Annotated in this window: 15 protein-coding genes; 9 read left to right on the plus strand and 6 right to left on the minus strand. The window is 54.1% G+C overall.

All coding sequences use genetic code 11. The features are described 5' to 3' along the window. Positions 1–684: 684 nt before the first annotated feature. Positions 685–2,340: an alpha-glucan family phosphorylase gene (glgP, locus tag A3841_RS19050; protein WP_073854864.1), complete on the minus strand. Its 1,656-nt coding sequence runs from the start codon at positions 2,338–2,340 to the stop codon at positions 685–687. Between the two features lie 285 nt (positions 2,341–2,625). Here glgP and A3841_RS19055 point away from each other — a divergent pair, with 285 nt between their 5' ends. The 5 genes from A3841_RS19055 to A3841_RS19075 all read left to right on the plus strand — a co-directional run bounded on the left by A3841_RS19055 (position 2,626) and on the right by A3841_RS19075 (position 9,372). Then, positions 2,626–3,087, plus strand: coding sequence for a GbsR/MarR family transcriptional regulator (locus tag A3841_RS19055; RefSeq protein WP_073854866.1), 462 nt, complete (start codon positions 2,626–2,628; stop codon positions 3,085–3,087). Between the two features lie 83 nt (positions 3,088–3,170). After that, positions 3,171–4,526 (plus strand): TolC family protein, encoded by a 1,356-nt coding sequence (locus tag A3841_RS19060; protein WP_235861491.1) that lies wholly within the window; start codon positions 3,171–3,173, stop codon positions 4,524–4,526. Positions 4,527–4,546: 20 nt separating this feature from the next. Next, positions 4,547–5,602, plus strand: a complete 1,056-nt coding sequence (locus A3841_RS19065) for an efflux RND transporter periplasmic adaptor subunit (protein WP_073854870.1) — start codon at positions 4,547–4,549, stop codon at positions 5,600–5,602. Positions 5,603–5,799: 197 nt separating this feature from the next. Next, positions 5,800–8,979, plus strand: coding sequence for an efflux RND transporter permease subunit (locus tag A3841_RS19070; protein ID WP_073854872.1), 3,180 nt, complete (start codon positions 5,800–5,802; stop codon positions 8,977–8,979). Between the two features lie 132 nt (positions 8,980–9,111). Next, on the plus strand, positions 9,112–9,372 hold the full coding sequence (locus tag A3841_RS19075; protein WP_073854874.1) for an acyl carrier protein: 261 nt from the start codon (positions 9,112–9,114) through the stop codon (positions 9,370–9,372). A gap of 171 nt (positions 9,373–9,543) precedes the next feature. Here the strand turns inward: A3841_RS19075 and A3841_RS19080 are convergent, their stop codons facing one another. The 3 genes from A3841_RS19080 to A3841_RS19090 all read right to left on the minus strand — a co-directional run bounded on the left by A3841_RS19080 (position 9,544) and on the right by A3841_RS19090 (position 12,596). Beyond that, on the minus strand, positions 9,544–10,287 hold the full coding sequence (locus tag A3841_RS19080) for a metallophosphoesterase family protein (protein WP_073854876.1): 744 nt from the start codon (positions 10,285–10,287) through the stop codon (positions 9,544–9,546). A 3-nt stretch (positions 10,288–10,290) separates the two neighbouring features. After that, complete coding sequence (locus A3841_RS19085) at positions 10,291–11,046, minus strand: nucleotidyltransferase (protein ID WP_073854878.1); 756 nt, start codon at positions 11,044–11,046, stop codon at positions 10,291–10,293. A gap of 236 nt (positions 11,047–11,282) precedes the next feature. Next, positions 11,283–12,596 carry a glycoside hydrolase family 2 TIM barrel-domain containing protein gene (locus tag A3841_RS19090; protein ID WP_235861493.1) on the minus strand — a complete coding sequence of 438 codons (1,314 nt, stop codon included), beginning with the start codon at positions 12,594–12,596 and terminating at the stop codon, positions 11,283–11,285. A gap of 219 nt (positions 12,597–12,815) precedes the next feature. On the opposite strand from A3841_RS19090, the gene A3841_RS19095 reads away from it, so the two are divergent. The 3 genes from A3841_RS19095 (at position 12,816) to A3841_RS20115 (ending at position 16,033) form a co-directional block, all read left to right on the plus strand. Further along, positions 12,816–14,618 carry a glycosyltransferase gene (locus A3841_RS19095; RefSeq protein ID WP_083610437.1) on the plus strand — a complete coding sequence of 601 codons (1,803 nt, stop codon included), beginning with the start codon at positions 12,816–12,818 and terminating at the stop codon, positions 14,616–14,618. A gap of 75 nt (positions 14,619–14,693) precedes the next feature. Continuing rightward, a complete protein-coding gene (locus tag A3841_RS19100; protein WP_073854880.1) occupies positions 14,694–15,605 on the plus strand; it encodes a hypothetical protein in 912 nt (303 codons plus the stop codon). A gap of 245 nt (positions 15,606–15,850) precedes the next feature. Further along, complete coding sequence (locus A3841_RS20115) at positions 15,851–16,033, plus strand: hypothetical protein (RefSeq protein ID WP_139308019.1); 183 nt, start codon at positions 15,851–15,853, stop codon at positions 16,031–16,033. A gap of 517 nt (positions 16,034–16,550) precedes the next feature. Here the strand turns inward: A3841_RS20115 and A3841_RS19105 are convergent. Together A3841_RS19105 and A3841_RS19110 are read right to left on the minus strand one after the other, a co-directional pair. Beyond that, positions 16,551–17,387 (minus strand): glycoside hydrolase family 25 protein, encoded by an 837-nt coding sequence (locus A3841_RS19105; RefSeq protein WP_235861495.1) that lies wholly within the window; start codon positions 17,385–17,387, stop codon positions 16,551–16,553. A 45-nt stretch (positions 17,388–17,432) separates the two neighbouring features. After that, positions 17,433–18,542 (minus strand): alanine racemase, encoded by a 1,110-nt coding sequence (locus A3841_RS19110; RefSeq protein ID WP_235861496.1) that lies wholly within the window; start codon positions 18,540–18,542, stop codon positions 17,433–17,435. Positions 18,543–18,696: 154 nt separating this feature from the next. Between A3841_RS19110 and hemN the strand changes: the two genes are divergently transcribed. Continuing rightward, entirely contained in the window at positions 18,697–20,073 is a 1,377-nt protein-coding gene (gene hemN / locus A3841_RS19115) for an oxygen-independent coproporphyrinogen III oxidase (protein ID WP_073854884.1), read from the plus strand. The last annotated feature ends 647 nt before the right edge of the window (positions 20,074–20,720 follow it).

Genomic DNA, 20,720 nt, shown 5'->3' on the forward strand with positions numbered 1-20,720 from the left:
CTTTTTTTATGCAGTAGTGGGTCCAACCACCCCTGCCCCTCCTTGGCTAAGGAGGGGAATTTTCCCCTCACCCTAGCCCTCTCCTTTTATCGAGGGGCCCTACCCCCAAAACAGGGAAGGGAGCTCGGTTCAAGTTTCAAAGCAGTGGCTATCGAATTAGAACCCAGTTTTTCTGTGAGGCGCCTATGCGAGTTTTTCCGGTGATGAGCGACAGCGAGGCAGCCCGAGGCACGAGGGCAGGAAAAGCTCCCAGCGCCGAGCAGGAAAACGAGCCCTCTCGGGCTTAAGAGCACCAAAGTATGAGATGCAACAGTAGGCTTGTGGGAACTAGAGGATCAGTAGCAGCTAATAAGTATAGCCTGGTTCTAGTGGAGGGAAGCGGTGGCAAGGCACAAGCGGACGCTTGCGCCAGAAAAGTATAAAGTATAGAAGCAAGTATAAGTATGGCTTTTCAAGCCAGTCGGGTTGCAAACCCGACGCCATCATAGGATACAAGTCTAAAGACTTGCACCATGGAAATGGCAAGTATAAAGTATAGCTCAAGCAAAAACTACAACTGGTTCAAGTATAAACGTGTAGCCCAAGTATAAATACGCTTTGCGTCAGAAAGAAAACAGCCCTCCGCGGGTAGCGGAAGGCTGTTTTATACTTCCGGATGTGGCTTCTCCCCTACGTCAATAAACATCAACTATTAAAGAGCTCCTCATAATACTGATGCGCCATGCGGTTCGACTCAAAGTGCGGCACCACGTTGCGCATGCTTTGCTTCATGATGTGGCGCCAGCGCTCCTGGTTGTGGTAGTAGACCGGCACGATCTCCTTCTCCAGCAGGCGCATCAGGTTGCCATGGTCCTCGTCGTCCTGCGCCTCGTTGGGCTGGCTGGTATCGGCTATGGGCAGCACGAAGCTGTTCTCGCCATGGCGGGCGTACTCAGGCAGCCACCCGTCCTGCACCGACACGTTCACGCCACCGTTCATACTTGCCGTCATGCCGCTGGTGCCGGAGGCCTCGCGCGGGCGGCGCGGCGTGTTCAGCCATACATCGCAACCCTGCTTCAGCTTCCGCGATAGTTCTATCTCATAACCTGTCAGCACCGCCACGTTGTCCAGCTGCTGCGAGAGCCGTACCAGTTTGTTAAATACATTGATCGCCCCATAGTCAAACGGGTAAGGCTTACCGGCCCAGATCACCTGCACCGGCATCTCCGTGTTGTTCACCAGGTCTATAAAGCGGTCGATGTCGCGCACGATCAGGTCGGCGCGCTTGTAAGCGGCAAAGCGGCGGGCCCACACGATAGTGAGCACATCCGGGCGGAAAAGCTTACCAGCCTGGTTGGCCACCTCCTTGAAAAGCTGGCGCTTCAGCTCCTCCTTTCGCTTGCCCAGCGCCTGGTCATCATCGCGCTCCTGCGCCTGCCACAGCTCCACATCGGCCCAAAAATTAAAGTTCTGCGCATTGGTGATGGCCTTGATCTCACAGACGCCTTCGTTTTCGTACCACATATCGCGGGCCACCTCGCCGTGCAGTTGTGACACGCCATTGGCTACCTTTGCCAGGCGGAGCGCCGCCAAAGTATGGTCAAACAGCTGCCCGTGCATCGCTGTGAGTTCCCGCACCTCCTCCAGCGGAACGCTGTTGAAAAAGCTCATCCTGTCCAGCAAGTGAATGTCGTGCTGCTCGTTGCCGGCCTTCTCAGGGGTATGGGTGGTGAACACCAGGCGCTTCCGCACCTCGTCCAGTTTCCCGTAGTCCTCGAAGAGCTTGAAGGCAAGCGGCAGCGCGTGTCCCTCGTTCATGTGGTAGATCTCGGCACCGCCCAGGGCCTCCACCACCTTGGCGCCTCCCACGCCCAAGACTATACTTTGTGCGATACGCGCCTGCGGCTCAGGGTCATAGAGGCGGTGCGTGATGGTGCGCGCCAGGTGGTCGTTGTCGGGGATGTCGGTGGTGAGGAAGTACATGGGTACGGTGCCGAAAACCTCCGGTTTGAGCACCATGGCCTTTACCAGCACCGGGTGTTCGTTTACCAGCACCCGAACGGTAATGCCCGAATCCTCCAGAAAAGAGTAGAACTTCTGCTGGAAGTGCGCCCGCATGGTCTGGTCCTCGTTGCGCTCCTGGTCATAATAGCCATACTTCCAGAGCATGCCAATGCCGATCATGTTCTGCCGCAGCTCGAAGGCGCTGCGCATGTGCGAGCCCGCCAGAAAGCCGAGGCCGCCGGAGTATACTTTCAGCGCCTGGTCAATGCCATACTCCATGCAGAAGTAGGCCACGCGTTTCTTGTACTGCTCATCTATCTCGTAGGGGTGAAACCACCTGTTGTATTGTGAAGCCATGTGTAGCTGGTATTTTGTACTTTAAACTATCATTTTCATCGTCCGGTAGCATAACGCCACAACCCGGAATATCTGATATACCCTAACCTCCTACGCAGGTTTCAGCTTTATAGATAGTTATCGCCTTAATATGCCACAAGGGCCCTGTTTCAGGCAATAAAGCTGTACTTTCTGTGGCAGCAGGTTTTTTTATAAAGTATGGTTCTTGAAATTAGGAACCAAAAGAACTATGCCTTACCTTTGCACTGTTCTTACCATAGAAACACAAGTGCAAAGTATAAAAACATGAACCTAACAGACAAGCAGCGGGAATTGATAGAGCGTATCGGCGTTTTCCAGGAGAAAGCGGGATTACAGCCGGTGGCTGGCCGGATCATGGGCCTGCTTTACGTGTCTGACAAGCCGGAGCTTACCTTCGATGAGATCCGGGAAACGCTGGGCATCAGCAAGAGTGCCACCAGCAATGCCCTTAACCTGCTGCAGCAACTCAACCGCCTGGAGTACATTACCTACAGCGGCGACCGCAAGCGCTATTTCCGCCTGAAGCTCGATAAATGGCGTGACCTGGTGCTGCAGGGCGTGGAGTCCATCACCGACTTCTCGGAGACACTGCAGGAGGTAGTAGCCGAGCGCACCGGGGAAACGAAGGAGTATAACCAAAACCTGCTGGAGGTGGCTGATTTTCTGAAATACCTGCACCAGGAGCTTCCGAAGCTTCTGACGCAGTGGGAGCAGCAGAAAAAGTAATTTTTTTACCCCAATTGGTTCTTTTTATACAGAACTAACCATAACTATCTAGTACTTAATAATTTATTAATAACAACGCAACCGTGATAAAGAAATATTTTTTAATTGGCCTGATGGCGGTTTTCCTGAAGCCGGCTTTTGCCCAGCAGCCAGCCACTGGCGTGCAGGAGCTGACGCTGCAGGAAAGTATAACCTACGCCCTGGAGCACAACGAGGATATTCGGAAAGCCTCTCTGGACGAAATAGGCTCCCAGTACCAGGTAAAGGAAGCACGCGCCGCAGGCCTGCCGCAGGTAGACATTAAAGGAACAGCCGTCAGAACGCTGGAAAAACAACGGATGGTGCTGCCCGCAGAACTTAATAAAGAAGGCACCGGCCCGGTGATCCTGCCCATCGGCTCCGACTATAACATGCAGGGAGGACTCTCTGTGTCGCAGCTCCTGTTCAGCCAATCCTACTTTGTGGGCCTCAAGGCGGCCAAGTCGGCCGAGGACCTCTACCGCATCCGCAAGGAGATGACCGAGGAGCAGGTGATCTACAACGTAGGCAGCGCCTATTACCAGGTACTGCAAACCCAGGAGCAGTTTCATAACATCAACGCCAACCTTGACAAGCTCACCAAGCTGGAGCGCATCCTGCAGCTGCAGTACGAGAACGACCTGGTGAAGAAAGTGGACGTGAACCGCATTAAGGTAAGCAAGATAAACCTGGAGAATCAGAAGCAAAACCTGCTCACGGCCTACGAGCAACAACAGAATGTGCTTAAGTTCTTCATGGGCATGCCGCTGGAGCAAGCCATAGCCCTTACCGGCTCCGCCGACGATGTGCTGCTGCCGCAGCAACCAACGCTGGCCGATGCCGCCGCGCCAGCACAGGGCCGCGCCCAGTACCAGGTGCTGCAAAAGCAGAAAGAGCTCCGGTCGCTGGAAAAGGAAAGCATCAAATCGGGCTATTACCCTACCCTGTCGGCCTTTGGCAGCTACAACTACCAGTCGCAGTACAACGACAAGCTCTTTAACCAGGAGGCCATGTGGTTCCCTAACGCCCAAGTAGGCCTGCAGTTAAACATCCCGGTGTTTGATGGCCTGCGCAAGAGGGCGCAGGTGCAGCAGCGTGAGGTGGAGCTGCAAAAGCTGGATGTGGATATCCAGCAATACAACAAAAACACCCAGGTAGAGCTGACCAACGCCATCGCGCAGCTGCAAAACAGCCAGAACTCCATTGTGGCCCAGGAAGAGAATGTGAAGCTGGCACAGGAAGTATACGACACCACCAACGAGCTTTACAAGGAAGGCCTTTCGCCGCTGACAGACCTGCTCAACGCCGAAACATCGCTTCGGGAGGCGCAAACGAACCTCAACAACGAAAGACTAAAGTATAAACTGGCCCAGCTGAACTACCTGCAGGCCACCGGAGAATTAGAATCACTTACCAAATAAGACATACACCACACACGAACATGAAGAAGGTAATTTATATCGTAGTTGTACTGGTTATCCTGGCAGCGGTTGGCTATAAGCTGATGGCAAACAAAGAGCAGATGGCGGCCAATGCAGCCATAGCAGAGATTAAGAGCGATGCCATCCCGGTAAGTATAACCGAGGTGAAAACAGAGAGGCTGGACAAGTCCTTTACGGCGCAGGGCAACTTCGCCCCTATCCAGAGCCTGACGCTGCTCTCGGAAACACAGGGCCAGATACAGCGCGTGCTGAAGCGCAAAGGAGAGAAGGTAAAAGCCGGCGAGCTGCTACTGCAGGTAGAGAGCAACACCATGGCCGCAGACCTGGCCACGGCCCAGACCAACGCCGAGAAAGCCAAAAAAGACCTGGAGCGTTTCGAGAAACTGGCTGCCGGCGACGCGATCACGCAGCGTCAGCTGGAAGATGCCCGTCTGGCTGCCAAGTCCACGCAGGCTCAACTGGTAGCTGCCCGCCAGCGCCTGACCAAAACCCGCATCACGGCCCCTATCAGTGGCGAGATAAACGAGATTTACGTGGAAGTTGGTTCTTACCTGAACATGGGTACCAAGCTGTACGACATCGTGAACGTGGACAAGCTGAAACTACAGGTTAAAGCATCGGAGAGCGAAGTATTGCTGATCAGCAAAGGCGATAAAGTAACGGTGAAAGCCGATGCCGGTGCCGGCCAGGAGTACGAGGGCGTGGTAACTGCCATCGCTGCGCAAGCCGACCCTACCCTGAAGTTTGATGTGGAAGTGGAAGTAAAAAATGCCGCTGACAATAACCTGAGAGCCGGTATGTATGGCACTGCCTACTTTAAAGTAGACGACCAGCGTGATGCCATGCTGTTACCGCGCCAGGCTATAGTGGGCAGCATCCAAAACCCAAGTGTTTATGTCGTGAAAGATGGTGTTGCCAACATGCGCAAAGTGAAAGTTGGTGTGGTTACACAAGATAAAGTAGAGATACTGGAAGGGGTGCAGTCAGGCGAACAGGTAGTACAAAGCGGCCAGATCAACCTGCGCGAAGGCATGAAGGTGTCTGTGCTGAAGTAAGCAACTATAGTTTAATTGCTCTTTCGGATTTGCAATCCGAAAGTATAGTACCTGCGGATTTGTAATCCGCAAAGGCTATGGCAGCAGCTATAGTTAAAAAGCGGATTACAAATCCGCACATTGCTTAGCTCCGGATTGCAAATCCGAAGCAGCATAAGAGTAAACAAGAATATTTCTTTTAAATAAGAAACTACAAAATGAACATAACCAAATTATCGATACAGCGATCAACCTTGGTGGTGGTGGTGTTTACCATCCTCACGCTGCTGGGCGTTGTCAGCTACCAATCGCTTAACTACGAGCTTCTACCGAAGTTCAACCCACCGGTGCTTACCATCATGACGCTGTATCCGGGTGCTTCGCCTAATGAGGTGGAGAATTCGGTTACCAAAGAGATTGAAGATGCACTTGCCTCTCTGGAGAACGTGAAGGAAATGAAAAGCACGTCGATGGAAAGCTTTTCGATGATCGTGATCAACCTGAATCAGGGCACCGATGTGGACCTGAGCTTACAGGAAGCACAGCGTAAGATCAACACCATTCTGGCCAGGTTACCGGAAGATGCCGATGCCCCAACGCTGAACAAATTTGACCTTGATGACCTGCCCATCATTAAAATGGGTGCTACGGCTAACATGTCGGCTACGGAGTTCTATGACCTGATCGACAAGAAGATCAAACCGGAGCTGTCGCGCATACAGGGTATGGCTGCCATAAAAGTACTGGGTGGCCAGGAACGTGAGATCAAAGTAAACATCGACGCCAACAAACTGGAAGCCTACAACCTGTCTATCCTTCAGGTACAGCAGAAGATCCGTAACTCCAACCTCGACTTCCCGACTGGTAAAATAAAGCAGGAAAGCGGCCAGACACAGATCCGTTTGGCTGGTAAGTTCCAGTCTTTGGAGCAGCTGAATAACCTGATCATCCGCCAGGATGACAAAGGGATTGTACGTCTCGCTGACGTAGCCGAAGTGCAGGATACCCAGAAGGACATTGAAGTAATGAACCGTATTAACGGTAATCCGTCGGTAGGTATCACAATACAGAAACAGTCAGATGCCAACGCGGTAGAAGTAAGTCGTTTAACAAAAGAAGCGCTTGCCTCCCTGGAGAAAACCTACGCTGCTGAAGGACTGAAATTCAACGTAGCCAACGACTCTTCTGACTTTACGTTAGAAGCAGCCGACTCGGTGATACATGACTTGATCATTGCCGTTATACTGGTGGCGATCGTGATGTTGCTGTTCCTACACTCGCTGCGTAATGCGGTAATTGTAATGATCTCGATCCCGGCATCCCTGGTAGCGACCTTTATTTTCATGTACCTGTTTGGCTACTCGCTTAACCTGATGTCGCTGCTGGCACTGTCGCTGGTGGTTGGTATACTTGTGGATGATGCGATTGTGGTAATCGAGAACATTCACCGCCACATGGAGATGGGCAAAAAGCCAGCGCAGGCTGCTTACGATGGTATCCGTGAGATCATGGCAACTGTAACTTCGATCACGCTGGTAATCACAGTAGTGTTTATCCCGATCGCACTTTCAACAGGTCTGGTTTCGGATATCCTGCGTCAGTTTGCCGTAGTGGTTGCCGTATCAACTATGATTTCCTTGTTTGTAGCCTTTACCCTGATCCCATTACTTGCCAGCCGTTTCTCCAGATTAGAGCACATCTCTGACAAGAACATTTTTGGACGCTTCATACTTGCTTTTGAGCGCTTTCTGGACCGGGTGATCGATGGTTTTACAGCTACATTGAAGTGGGCTTTTAATCACAAGTTCATCACGCTGGGTGTAACCATGCTATTATTAGTTGCTTCGTTTGCGCTGGTGCCAATGGGCTTTATAGGTTCTGAATTTATACCAGCCGGTGACCGTGGTGAAGTTAGCTTACAGCTGGAATTACCGAAGAACGCTACCGTAGAGCAGACTAACTTTGCCACGCGCCAGGTAGAAGCCTACCTGCTTGCCAAGCCTGAAGTAAAGAAAGTATTTACCACGGTAGGTACCACCACTTCGGCACAGGCCGGTCAGAATACAGCTTATAAGTCAGATGTTTCAGTAACACTGGTAGATGTAAAGGAACGAGATTTCAGTACAGACCAGTTCAGCCGCCAGGCAAAGGCCGATATTGAAAGCAGTATTCCGGATGTGGAAGTAACGCCGGTTCCGGTTGGTCTGGTAGGTAACTCACAGGCCCCGATCCAGATCATCATCTCGGGCTCTAACCTGGACAGCGTGATGAATTTCTCGCAGAAAGTGCTGGCCATTACAGAAGGTGTGGACGGTACCGCCGACGTGGAAATGTCAGTGGAAGGTGGTAACCCGGAAATTGAAGTAGTAGTGGACCGTGATAAGATGGCAAATGTTGGCCTGTCGCTGGAGAGCGTAGGTGCGAGCATGCAGCTGGCCTTTAGTGGTAACTCTGATGTTACCTTCCGCTCCGGTACCGAAGACTACGACATCAATATCCGCCTGGATGAGTTTGACCGCCGTAGCGTAACCGACATCGGTAACCTGTCTTTTGTGAATAGTAAAGGGCAGATTGTTCGCCTGGCACAGTTCGCTGATATTCGCCAGTCTACTGGTCCGTCGCAGCTGGAGCGATACAACCGTGTAACTTCGGTAAATGTGAACTCGCAGGTAATTGGTAGACCAACCGGTTCGGTGGGTGCTGACATACAGGCGAAGATGGCGGAAATAAAAATGCCTGCTGGTGTTAGCTTAGAGTACGGTGGTAACCTGAAAAACCAGAGCGAAGGTTTCGGTACGCTGGGTGTTGCCCTGCTTGCCTCTATCATCTTCGTGTACCTGATCATGGTGGCCCTGTATGACTCGTACATTTACCCGCTGGTGGTATTGTTCTCTATTCCGTTGGCGATCATCGGTGCCTTGCTGGCCCTGGCGCTGGCTTCACAGTCACTGAGCATCTTCTCTATCCTGGGTATCATTATGATGATCGGTCTGGTAGCGAAGAACGCGATTATGGTGGTGGACTTTACCAACAAGCTGAAGGACGAAGGCGTGGAAGTGAAAGAAGCGTTGACAGAAGCAGTAAGAATCCGTTTCCGTCCGATCCTGATGACGACGCTGGCGATGGTGATTGGTATGTTGCCGATCGCGCTGGCAGGTGGTTCAGTAGCTGCAACTAAAAACGGTCTGGCATGGGCTTTGATCGGTGGTCTGAGCTCGTCTATGTTCCTCACCCTGATCGTGGTGCCGATCATCTACTATGGCTTCGACCGCATACTTGCCAGATTCGGTTTGGATAAGAAAACCAGGATCGAGCTGGAAGAGAAAACGCTGGAAGAGCTGGAACACGAAACCAAGGAACTGGAAGAGAAGAAAATGGCGCACGAGTTCGCGCATTAAGAAAGTAGTTGAATTTTATACTTACCGGTTTAGTGATGATAAGCTTGCGGGAGTCACCGACCCCTGCAGGTTTATCTTCGCCAGGCCAGCTGCTGAAACGGCAGCCCATAGTCTACCTTTTACCTTTATGCCATGACGAATGTAATTCAAAACACACAGGCAATCCAGAACGAGGTGGTGAACATCATTACCTCCGTTACCAACATTAATCCTAACCGGCTGCTTAAGGTCCGCGACCTGACCCGGCTGGGCCTCGATATCATCGATGTGGTGGACATCATCCTGAAAGTGGAGAAAACCTACCAATTGACCATACCTGACGAGGTGCCCGTTTACACGGTGGATGACTTCGTGAACTACGTGTATACCCATACTTTTAAGAAGGCCAGCTAAGCCGGCAAAAGTATAAAAGCAGAAAAGGGAGCCGCAATCTATACTTGCGGCTCCCTTTTCGTTTCATGCAAAGTATAAATTCACTTTGCCACACCTTTATCTCTGTATACTCTCTCGCCTCCGACGAGCCAGAGCAAAGTATAAGCTCAAGCCATACTTTTGCTTCAGCATTTATACTTCAAAGATAAAGAAAGGCGGGTCGTAGCCCTCTTTTACAAGTATGGGCTTGGAGACGTTGAAAACCTTGACGCCCTTGGAGGTTTCGCCCTTCAGCGTGCCGATGTGCGCGTGCCCGTGGAAGGCGGCGATCACCTCGCGGCGGTTGATTGGCTCGGCCAGCCGGGAGGAGCCCAGGTACGGAAAAATCTGCTCCGGCTCCCCAACTACCGTGGCTTTGATCGGCGCGTAGTGCAGCACGGCGATCTTCTTCACCTCCACGTTATCGCTGTCGATGCGGGAGAGGGCGCCGTCCAGCTTCAGGGCCTCATCCACCGCCTCCTGCACAAACTGCTTTATCATCGGCTCCCCGAACATGCCCAGCATGGCGTTGTCGAAGCCGCCGCCGAAGCCCTTCACCCCGGCAAAGCCCACGTCCCCGATCACCACGCTGTCGCCGTCCAGCATGTGCACGTTCTGCTTTATCAGCATTTTGCGGATGGTCTTCTGGTTATCGCGCTCATAGTCGTGGTTGCCCAGCACGGCTACCACCGGTATGTTGCAGGACTTAAGCTCCTCCACCAGCACCTCGGCCTCGGCGGTGCGCCCGGTGTCGGTCAGGTCGCCGCACAGCACCAGTACGTCCGCCTCCTCCGATACTTTCGCAAAGTAATCCTTCCATTTCCCGCTGTCTGTCTCCCGCACATGAATATCGCCAACTGCCGCAATCCTGGTTTTTTTCTCCTTTTTTGTAGCCATGCCTTATACTGATCTGATGGTAACTACCTTAAAGTCCCATTCGGTGATGTCTATTTTGTACTGTGTCTGGTCGATGAGCGGCCCGCGGCAGATCTTTTCCTTCGGTGCCGGCATCTCCAGCTCATCCTGCGCCCGTTTAAACAGCTCATCCACCAGCCATTTCGGGATGAGGTCGCGCTCCGAGGGGTACACGAACTGGAACGACAGGAACTGCGCCAGCAGCAGCTGCCAGTGGGTTTCCATGTGCTGCCACAGCCATTTCCAGTCCAGCCGCTCGCCGAAGCGCAGCATAATATGGTTAATGTCGGCGCCATCGTAGCGCTCCCTGTTCTGTACGTACAGCTTCGACCAGATCAGGGTTTCGGCCGGGATCACCCGTACCTTCACGCCCAGCAGCTCACTTGGGGTAGAGCGCTCGAACCAGCTATCGTCCACGGCGCAATGGTTGCCGGGGTTGTTAAAGATGATGTCCATGAAGTGCTCGTCCTTGATGGCCTTGGCCAGCCAGCGCACGTCGGTCAGCTCTGTCTCGAAGCCATTCTCTTTAAAAGCCTTCAGTAATGCCGGGGTGTCGCTCCCTTTGCAAAATACGTCCAGGTCCTTTGTGTCGCGCATGATGTCGGTGTAGAGGCGCAGGGCAAAGCCCCCTCCCACCATAAAATCAATGTTGCTCTCTGTCATGATGGTCAGGGCCTCCCGGTAAAAATCGTGCGCAGCCTGCCGGTGAATCCCTTCCTGTAGTTCTATTACTTTAGCCATTATGGTTTTGTTCTGATGGTAGATGTAAGGCAGCCGCCGGGGCAGGCTGCGGCTGGCAATGGAGGGTCTGCTTTGGGAGCAGCCAGGTACGTGTATCCTCCAAAGCAGCGTAAAAAGATTGTACTCCCTTAAGGTGCCGTTGGTTGCCTGCTTTTGAACAAATAATGCGTTTTAAAGGCTATAACAGCGTAAAATAAAGTATAAACGAAGACCTTATTGCACTATAGCAAGTATAATTATTTCAGTGGCTCGTTCGTGACGAAGAAAGGGATGTTGGCCGTGGTCAGGTTATTCTGCCCATCGCGCAGGTAAAGATACAGCCGGTAGGCGCCCTGCCGGCGTGGCGTGCGCAGCCATACTTTGGTGCCCTCCTGCTTCACAAACGCATCCTCCACGGGCTTTGGCTTTACCTGCTTGTCGGCGTTGCCATCCTGCTGCTCGGCCTCGGGCAGCAGTTCCCACTGCACCTCCACCGAATCCTGCTCCGGGTCGAAGGTAAAGGCGGCTCCCTCAAAGGTCTGCTCCGGCTTCAGGTAGATCTGGTCGAAGGCGAACTTGTTGTCCAGGGTAAGGTAGGCGATGTAGGGCGGCTTGTTCAACGTATGGGTGGTATCGCCCCAGAGCTGGCGCATTTCGTGCACAAGGCCCGTTTCCTCTCCCTTCTCGTTGATCAAACTGAACCAGGTGGGCGTGGTTTCCTGCTTGTTGCCCCACAGGAACACGTAGGCTCCCAGGCAGCGGCTGGTATCGGCCAGCACCGACTGCTCGTAGCGAGCACGGGCAAACTCGGCCTTCTCCGAGCTGGTCTGCTCGATGGGCGCCATCCACCAGGTATAGTAGGACTCCCAGTACCCGCGGGCGCCAAACTCTGAGATCACGTATGGGCCTTCCCAGTCGGTCTTGGCCAGCTCCTGCGGCAGGTTGTGCATCGCCCCGAACGAGTTGATGGAGAGGATGTCCAGGGCAGGTGCGCGCTTGGCGATCAGGTTCACGACCTTGTGCGGCACGTTCATGATGGTGGTGGTGGTGGGATGGTCCGGGTCTTCTTCGTGGATCATCTCGGCTATCCCGTTCACGGCATCCCATACTTTCACGTTGGAGCCATCGGCATAAAGCTCGTTACCGATGCCCCACATCAGCAGCGCCGGGTGGTCTTTATACTTCAGCACCACCTCGCGCAGCTCCTCGCGCTGCTGCGCCACCAGTTTTTTATCGTAGTAGTTAAAACCCTCACGCTCGCGGGCCATCCAAAGCCCCAGCGTCACGGTAAGGCCGTGCGCGTGGGCCGAGTCCAGCACCTGCTGGGCGTCATCGGTATGCCATACCCGCACCGAGTTGCCGCCATACTGGCTCAGGCGGTCGTAGTATTCGTAGCCGGCGGCGCCTTTTATAAAGTATGGCTCGCCGTTGCGCAGCAGCACGTACGCCTCCCCCTTCCTGATCACCTCCACCTTACGGCCCTGCGGCTTATACTTTTCGGAGAGATCGGGGGTGCTGCTGCAGGAGAACAGCAGCAGGCACAGCAAGGCAGGCAGAAAGGTATGGGACAAGAGCTTCCGTAGCAAAGGGTGAAGCATGGCAGGTGGGGCGAAATGGTAAAATTTATCTATAGAATCAGGAGGTGTACGCATAACATTTCTTCTTGTTTCAAGTATAAAGTCCTGAACCAAGCCTAAGCTGGACTATATAGCAATCCATTAAAACAGCAGTTCTCCGCCCAAATAACCTTACACCACTTCACATTTACACCCAAAAGCAGAGGTTCTTCCATGCGACACTTTTTTTCTTCTACTTATACTTCTTCTTTGTTAAACGAGCAGGAGCCACTCCGCCGGGATGTACGCACCATCCGGTTCATGATCTGGATGGGCCTGGTTACAATGGTACTTTTCCTCTATTGGTTTCTGGACGAGTCGCACATCGGGTACGAGCCGCTCTACTGGCTGCTGACCACGGCGCTGGTATTCAAGCTGCTGCGCACGCTCCATGAGTGGTACCACTACTACGCCGTCAGCATACCCGAACGGCCGGAGCTGCGCACCAGGTTCACGGTGGACATACTGACCACCTACTGCCCCGGCGAGCCGCACAGCATGGTCATTAACACGCTGGAGGCGATCCAGAACATCCGCTACCCCCACACCGCCTACCTCTGCGACGAGGGCGATGACCCGGTACTGAAGGCGGTATGCGAGCGGCTGGGGGTGGTGCACGTTACCCGCACCGAGAAAATAAACGCCAAGGCCGGCAACATCAACAACGCCCTGAAACAGGCCACTGGCGACATCTGCCTTATACTTGACCCCGACCACGTGCCCGTGCCGGAATTCCTGGACGAGGTGCTGCCCTACTTCGAGGACCCGGAGGTGGGCTTTGTGCAGGTGGTGCAGGGCTACTACAACCAAAAGGAGAGCCTGATTGCCTACGGCGCGGCCGAGCAGACCTACAGCTTTTACGGTCCCATGATGATGGGCATGAACAGCTACGGCACGGTGCAGGCCATCGGGGCCAACTGCACGTTCCGCCGGAAGGCGCTGGATAGCATAGGCGGGCATGCGCCTGGCCTGGCCGAGGACATGCACACGGCCATGCAGCTGCACGCCAAAGGCTGGACATCGAAGTATGTGCCCAAGATGCTGAGCCGGGGGCTGGTGCCGGGCACGCTGTCGGCCTATTACAAGCAGCAGATAAAATGGGCACGCGGCACCTTCGAGCTCCTCTTTATGGTGTACCCCAAGCTGTTCCGCCATTTCACTATGCGCCAGAAAATTCACTACTTCACGCTGCCGCTCTACTACCTGTTCGGTGTTTTCAACCTGGTGGACTTCTTGATCCCGGTGCTGGCGCTGGTGCTGGTGGAGTTTCCGTGGTATGTGTCGCTGGGTGAGTTTGTGGTGATGTTCGCGCCCTTCTTCTGCATCTCCATCTGCATTAGGCAGTTTGCGCAGCGCTGGTACCACGAAAAGAATGAGAAGGGATTCCACCTGTTCGGCGGCATCCTGCGCACGGGCACCTGGTGGATTTTCCTGCTGGGGCTGGTATACTCCATTCTCCGAATCAAAGTACCCTACATCCCTACTCCAAAGGACGACAAGCCCAAGAACAACCTGCTGCTCAGCCTTCCGAACATCATGGTGATCCTGCTGAGTTTTGGGGCCATTGCCTACAGCCAACTGGAGTACGGCCACCTCTACGACAACCCCTATGTGCAGATGATGGCGCTTTTCACGCTTACCAACGTGGTGATACTCGGCAGCATTGTAGTGATCGGCCAGGAACGCTTTATGGAGTGGGTACGCCGGTATTTGCTGCACGCCTCGCTGCTGCAGCCCCTGATCATGCCGCTGCGCTACGCGGTGTGGCGCACCCGGCACGGCTTTTACGACGGCATTCGGCACGTGGCCGTGGCCATGGTGCTGCTGGCCACGGTAATCTCTGCCAGTTATATTTTCGGGAAGGATGAGCTGCTGCACTTCTGGCAGCAGCAGCCGGCGGAAGCAGTAACGACCTCACAGCCATCGGCACAAGCCTACCAACTGCCCGATGCGAAGCCCCGGAAGCCTGTGAAGTAATTCACCTCAACCCCTGCCTTTTCTGTGCGTTAAGAGGATAGAACAAATCGCTTTTTAACCGAAAACCATAAGGCTATGAACACAGATTATTCCAACCACTACGACAGGAACGAGAACCACGGTTACCGTACGCACCGCTCCGAGCGCTACCGCTACCCCGAAAGGGACAGCAGCTACCGCTTTGATGACTACGGCTCTTCGGCCCGCGGCGGCTATGGCAACGAGGGCCACAGCGGCACCTGGGGTAACCAGGGCAATGAGATGGGCGGATCCCGCAACACGGGCAACCAGGACACTTACAGCACCTCCCGCAACTATGGCAACATGGGCAGCTATGGGGGCGCACAGGGCTTCGGCGACTACAGGGGCGGCCGGCACCCGCAGGGAAGCGACTACAACTTCTACAGCGGCGCAAGTTCCGGTGGCGAGAGGAGCAACAGAGGCTCTGGCCCGCGTAGCCACGGCTATGAGAGCGATTACGACAGCCATGGCTCGACCTTCCAGAACGACTCCAACTCCCGGCTATACGGCTCCGACACCTCGCGCAGGTTTCAGGGTTCAGACCAGGGCCGCTACGATTTTGACCGCGGCAGCTCCAACCGGGGCAGCGGCAGTTTCCGCGGCTCCGACCGCGACAGTAACAGGGGCTATTCGGGCTACGGAGGTTCCGAGGGAGGCTACATGGGCAGCGGTTATAACCGTACCACCCGGGGCGACTACGGCACCGGCAACTATGGCTCCATGGGCAGCTACGACCGGGGCAGTTCCAGCATGAGCTACGGCGAACCCTACGGGGCCGGCGACTACAGCCGCCGCCACACCGGGTACCCGAACGAAACCTACGCCCGCGACAGGGAAAACCCGCGCATCCAGCACCGTGACAGCGATTACGACTACGACCCGAACCACAGCTTTGACGTGCAAAGGGATCCCTACTATGTTGCCAGCCACAACCGCGGCCGCACCTGGGACCGGAATAGGTATTAAGCCAGAGAAAGTATAGAAAGTATAAAAGCGCGGCTGTTTGGTCGCGCTTTTATACTTTTATAGCTCTGGAGATAGTTCTTTCCTTTGGTATTCCTGCTGCTATTTTATGCCCTCCGTTTCCTTTAACCTGAAGCGGGCTCGCTGGCGCGGGTTTGAAGCTCCTGCCTTTTTATACTTTATACTTGCTGATTTATACTTGAAGCTAAACTTTATACTTCCTCCTTCTGGCGCAAGTCTTCAGACTTGTGTCCTTTTATGAAATCGAGTTTGTAACTCGATTGGCCCGCAGAGCCATACTTATACTTTGGCTATACTTTATACTTTCCTGGCGCAAGCGTCCGTTTGTACCTTATTATTTATACTTCATACTTCGGCTATACTCCCCTAGCCGCCGCTTCCTACAACCTGAACCAAGCTATCCTTTCTAGCTTCTGCCGATCCTCTAGTTCCCATAAACCTACCGCTGCATTTATACTTTGGCTCCCTCCAGCCCGGGAGGGCTCGTCTTCCCGCATCGCGCTGTGTTCCCTTCCTTTGCTCCTGACGTCGCAATGCCCTTACGGGCACCGGAATCTCACAAGGCGCTCAACGGAAAGACTGGGTATCAGTTCGATAGCTCCCGCTTTTTGTCATCCCGACCTTCGGGAGAGATCTCTATAGAATTCCAGATAGATCTCTCGCCCTGCTCGAGATGACAAGGAGTTATAGCAAGTATAGCTCCCTTCTCAGGAGAAGTAGGTTTATACTTTGTAGGGACAGGTCGCGACCTGTCCGTGCGATAGCCTTAACTATGAAACTTATACTTTGGAAGCAGCAGCTACAGACTCCCCTCCTTGGCTAAGTCTCGGATCCCGGACTTGTTCCGGGGGAGGGGTAGGGGTGGTGGGACCCGGTGCTGCAGAACCCCCTCCCCTGTTCTTAGGGCAAGGTGAGTTTATCCAACTCCTACGGAATACAGAGACTCTTCAGATCCCGCATGCTACCGTAGAAAACGTTGCAGTCTACAGATGCATCGATGCCGCCTATGAAGCCGTTGTCGGTGTGCTGCCAGAAAGAGAGCTTGCGGGTGTTGGTCTTGTCTATACTTAGCCGGGGTACCTCATAGTGCGCGATCCAGAGCGGGTAGCTGTCGAAGTGGCCTGCCAGGTAATCTTTATAGAAGTGATAGCCGGTGTAGATAATGGGTTTGGAGCCGTAGGCGTTCTCCACGTAGTCCAGCCATACTTTCAGGTCTTTGCGCAGCTGCGCGATGGGCTTGCGGCCGCGCACCTCCACATCCAGCACGGGCGGCAGGTCGCCGCTTTGCAGCTGCACCGTGGCCGTAAAGTGCTTTGCCTGCTTCTCGGGGTCGAGGTAGGGCAGGTAGAAATGGTAAGCTCCCCGGATAATGCCCGCGCCGGCCGCGCCTTCCCAGTTCTCCTTGAATTTCCTGTCCTTCAGCGACACACCTTCGGTAGCCTTCACAAAGGCAAAGGTAATCTCGCTCTCCCGCACCTTGGGCCAGGCAATCTCCTTCTGATAATGGCTCACATCCACCCCGTAAATGGTATGTCCCTCGGGCCACACGGGCTTCGGTTTCACCACAAAATACTCCACATAGAACACCAGCAGCGCAATACCCAGCAGCACAGCCACACCGATCCAGAAGCGTCTGGGCGGCTGGCTCGCCTGCTTCTTGCGGGGCTGCCTGGGCCTGGCAACACGCTTGGCGGGCGCCTTTACGGCAGCGGCTTTCTTAGGAAGGGGTGGTTTGGTGGTGGTGGCCATGTCTCTCGCCTGCAAAAGTATAAACCCGGGGGCAATTTGCTATACTTTATACTTAAGAATTCAACTCCCGCTGCGGCAGGCCCGACAGGTGCTCGATCGGCTCGCCTTCCGTGGTGAGGTAGCCTTTCTCAGGTCGGCGGTAAGGCAGGAGTGTACCGGCAGCACGTACATCAGATCGCCTATGTTATACTTTGCAAAGTGCTCCGGAGAGGCTCTCACCACCCCATGCTCCTGCGAGAGCGACACCACAGCAATCCCTTCCAGCGGCTCCGACCAACCATTCTCCGTCAGCTCCACCACCCGTCCGAAGAGCGGAGCGTCCTCTTGCTGCAGCAGCACATCTTTGGAGAAGTGCACGCTGCCGCCGTAAAGTATGATCTCACCGCGATCAGGGTGCTTGGCTACCACCGGGCAGGCCATACACACGGCAATATCTTCGAAAGAGCAGGAGCCAATGTGCTGCTGCGTGAGGTCATAGAACACGAAATTACCCGGGCGTATCTCTTCCAATCCCTGCAGGTCTTCCACGATGCTGCAGGAGGGCGTGTCGCCGAGGGAGCGCTGCAGGTTCGGAAAATCAGCCTTGTAGCGCTCGCGCAGTTGGTTGAGTTGCGTCACTGAGTTGTTGAAAATGGCATGGATAGCAGCTGCGTCAGTTTGCTTGTAAGTGTGGCCGTCGTGCACCACAAAACCGGCGAACTGCAGCTTCTCCTGCCCCTGTATCAACTTCAGCAGGGCATCCAGTTCGGCATAGTTTGTGGCAGGGATGCCGGTGCGGTGATAGCCGGTGTCGATTTTAACAGAGAGCTGCACCGGGTGCTGCAGGCCTTTCGCCAGCGCCGTTACGGTTTCCGGGTTTACGGCCACCAGGTGCAGTTTTATGCGCGAGGCCAGCTCGTTTATACTTTCCAGCTCCCGCACGTTGGCCGGGAAGGCGACCAGGATGTCGCGCCAGCCATGGTAGGCAAAGTAGCGGGCCATGCGCACCGACGACACGGTGATGGCCTCCACCCCGAACTCCCGGAACCACTCCCCCACCTGCACCGACTGGTGCGTTTTGAAATGCGGCCGCAGCCGCACCTTGTTTCGCCGGGCCTTCTCCACCATGCGGCTAATGTTACGCAGGGCTTTCTCTTTATCTATCAGTAGCGTGGGCGTCGTTATTTTCATAAGTGTAAAAGATACAAAAAGTAGCTGATCCTGTGAATTTAAGCACTTTTTAGAAAGAAACACAGCCTGTTATACCTTTAGGTGATAAATATCATTTCCTGAAACGCCCATACTCCTGACATTTGCATAGAACAAAGTAGAAGAGGAGAAAAGAATGCAAGAAGCACTGAAAACCACCCCCGCCGAACTGCTGGCCAAGTATGATGTGCCATCGCCGCGTTATACCAGCTACCCGACCGTGCCCTATTGGGACGAGAAGCCACTGACGCAGGCGCAATGGATGCAGCACGTAAAGCAGGCTTTCCGGAAGACGAACAGCTCGGAGGGCATCAGTCTATACTTGCACCTGCCCTTCTGCGAGAACCTGTGCACTTACTGCGGCTGCAACAAGCGCATCACCAAAAACCACGCGGTGGAGGAGCCCTACCTGCAGGCGATGGTGGAGGAGTGGGACATGTACCTGGCCGAGTTTGATGAAAAGCCCCGCCTGACGGAAATGCACCTGGGAGGCGGCACACCCACCTTTTTTAGCGCACAAAACCTGAAAAAGCTGCTGGAGGCCCTGCTGGAGAAAGTGGAAGTTACGCCTGATGCGGCCTTTAGCATCGAGGTTCACCCGAACGCCACCAACGCCGAACAACTGCAGGTGCTCTACGACCTGGGCTTCCGGAGGCTGAGTGTCGGCATCCAGGACTTTAACCCGCGCGTGCAGTTCGTGATTAACCGCATGCAGACCTTTGAGCGCACCAAGGAGACGTTTGACATTGCCCGTGAGATCGGTTATACTTCCATCAACGCGGATATTATATACGGCCTGCCGTTCCAGAACGCGGACTGCGTGCGCCATACCATTGAGCGTGTAAAAGAGCTGCGCCCCGAGCGCATCGCCTTCTACAGCTACGCCCACGTGCCCTGGAAGAGCAAATCGCAGCGCCGCTACTCTGATAAGGACCTTCCGGAGCCATCCGAGAAGCGCGGCCTGTACGAACTGGGCAGAAACATGCTGGAGGAAGCCGGCTACGTGGAGATTGGCCTGGACCACTTCGCCCTGCCGGAGGATGAGTTATACATTGCCGCGCAGAACGGCACCCTGCACCGTAACTTTATGGGCTACACCCCGCGCCACACCGAACTGCTCATCGGCCTGGGCTGTTCCAGCATCTCCGACACTGGCACGGCCTTCATGCAGAACATCAAGGAAGTGGAGGCTTATGAGGAGGTAATCGAATTGGGTGTGCTGCCGTTGCTGAAAGGCCACGAGCTGACCGAGGAAGACCTCATCATCCGCAAGCATATCCTGAACCTGATGTGCCGCCTGTATACTTCCTGGACCGAGGAGGAGCTACCCTACTTTGTGGACGCCCTGATCAGGCTGCAGCCGCTGGAGGAGGATGGCCTGCTGGAATACAGCAACCACGACATACAGGTGCTGGAGGCCGGTCGGCCGTTCCTGCGCAACATCGCTATGTGCTTCGACGCCAGGCTTTGGGAGGCCCAGCCAACCACGCCGGTGTTCAGCAAGTCAGTATAATGAATAGAGTTTAGTGATTTGATTGGTTTGGGGATGAAGAGACGCCATAACAGGCGTCTCTTTTTCTTTGCTGGCATTACTGGCGCCGGTATCCAACCGGTGACGCCAGGTGTGCAGCGAGTCTCCATACTCGCTCTAAAGTATGAGGGTTATACTTTGCTCATGGCGCAGATATCCGCTTGTATCTTTTTAAACTATTGGATAAACCGCCCCTCTCCCTCCGAGGCTACGATCAGGACACAAGTATAAAAGCCAATTGCTATTCGGGATTTGGAATCCCGAAGCCCCTGCTATGAGGATTTGCAGTCCGACTTTCAGCTTATAGTCGCAGCTCTACAGCGAGCAAAGTATAAAACCGGATTTAAAATCCTGGCAATAGCATACTTGCAGCATATAGATCTGAATGAGTGGGGAAGAAAGTAAGGTGTGTCCAAATTATAGCCTCGGAGGGAGATTTTAGCACACGGGGTCCAACCACCCCTACCCCTCCTTAGCCAAGGAGGGGAGTCTGTTACTGCTGCTTCCAAAGTATAAGTTTCATAGTTGAGGCTATCGCGCGGACAGGCGCGACCTGTCCCTACAAAGTATAAACCTGCCCTATCCCTCCAATCATACTTCTGCTCCCGCAATTAAACATTTCGGCTTAC

It is taken from the genome of Pontibacter flavimaris (assembly GCF_001907195.1).
Lineage (GTDB): Bacteria > Bacteroidota > Bacteroidia > Cytophagales > Hymenobacteraceae > Pontibacter > Pontibacter flavimaris.

Bases quoted from the DNA above. Each gene is read 5' to 3' on its own strand.
- A3841_RS19095 (WP_083610437.1), top strand. From the start codon at position 12,816: ATGCGACACTTTTTTTCTTCTACTTATACTTCTTCTTTGTTAAACGAG.
- hemN (WP_073854884.1), top strand. From the start codon at position 18,697: ATGCAAGAAGCACTGAAAACCACCCCCGCCGAACTGCTGGCCAAGTAT.
- A3841_RS19075 (WP_073854874.1), top strand. From the start codon at position 9,112: ATGACGAATGTAATTCAAAACACACAGGCAATCCAGAACGAGGTGGTG.
- A3841_RS19070 (WP_073854872.1), top strand. From the start codon at position 5,800: ATGAACATAACCAAATTATCGATACAGCGATCAACCTTGGTGGTGGTG.
- A3841_RS19100 (WP_073854880.1), top strand. From the start codon at position 14,694: ATGAACACAGATTATTCCAACCACTACGACAGGAACGAGAACCACGGT.
- A3841_RS19055 (WP_073854866.1), top strand. From the start codon at position 2,626: ATGAACCTAACAGACAAGCAGCGGGAATTGATAGAGCGTATCGGCGTT.
- A3841_RS19080 (WP_073854876.1), bottom strand. From the start codon at position 10,287: ATGGCTACAAAAAAGGAGAAAAAAACCAGGATTGCGGCAGTTGGCGAT.
- A3841_RS19110 (WP_235861496.1), bottom strand. From the start codon at position 18,542: ATGAAAATAACGACGCCCACGCTACTGATAGATAAAGAGAAAGCCCTG.
- glgP (WP_073854864.1), bottom strand. From the start codon at position 2,340: ATGGCTTCACAATACAACAGGTGGTTTCACCCCTACGAGATAGATGAG.
- A3841_RS19085 (WP_073854878.1), bottom strand. From the start codon at position 11,046: ATGGCTAAAGTAATAGAACTACAGGAAGGGATTCACCGGCAGGCTGCG.
- A3841_RS19065 (WP_073854870.1), top strand. From the start codon at position 4,547: ATGAAGAAGGTAATTTATATCGTAGTTGTACTGGTTATCCTGGCAGCG.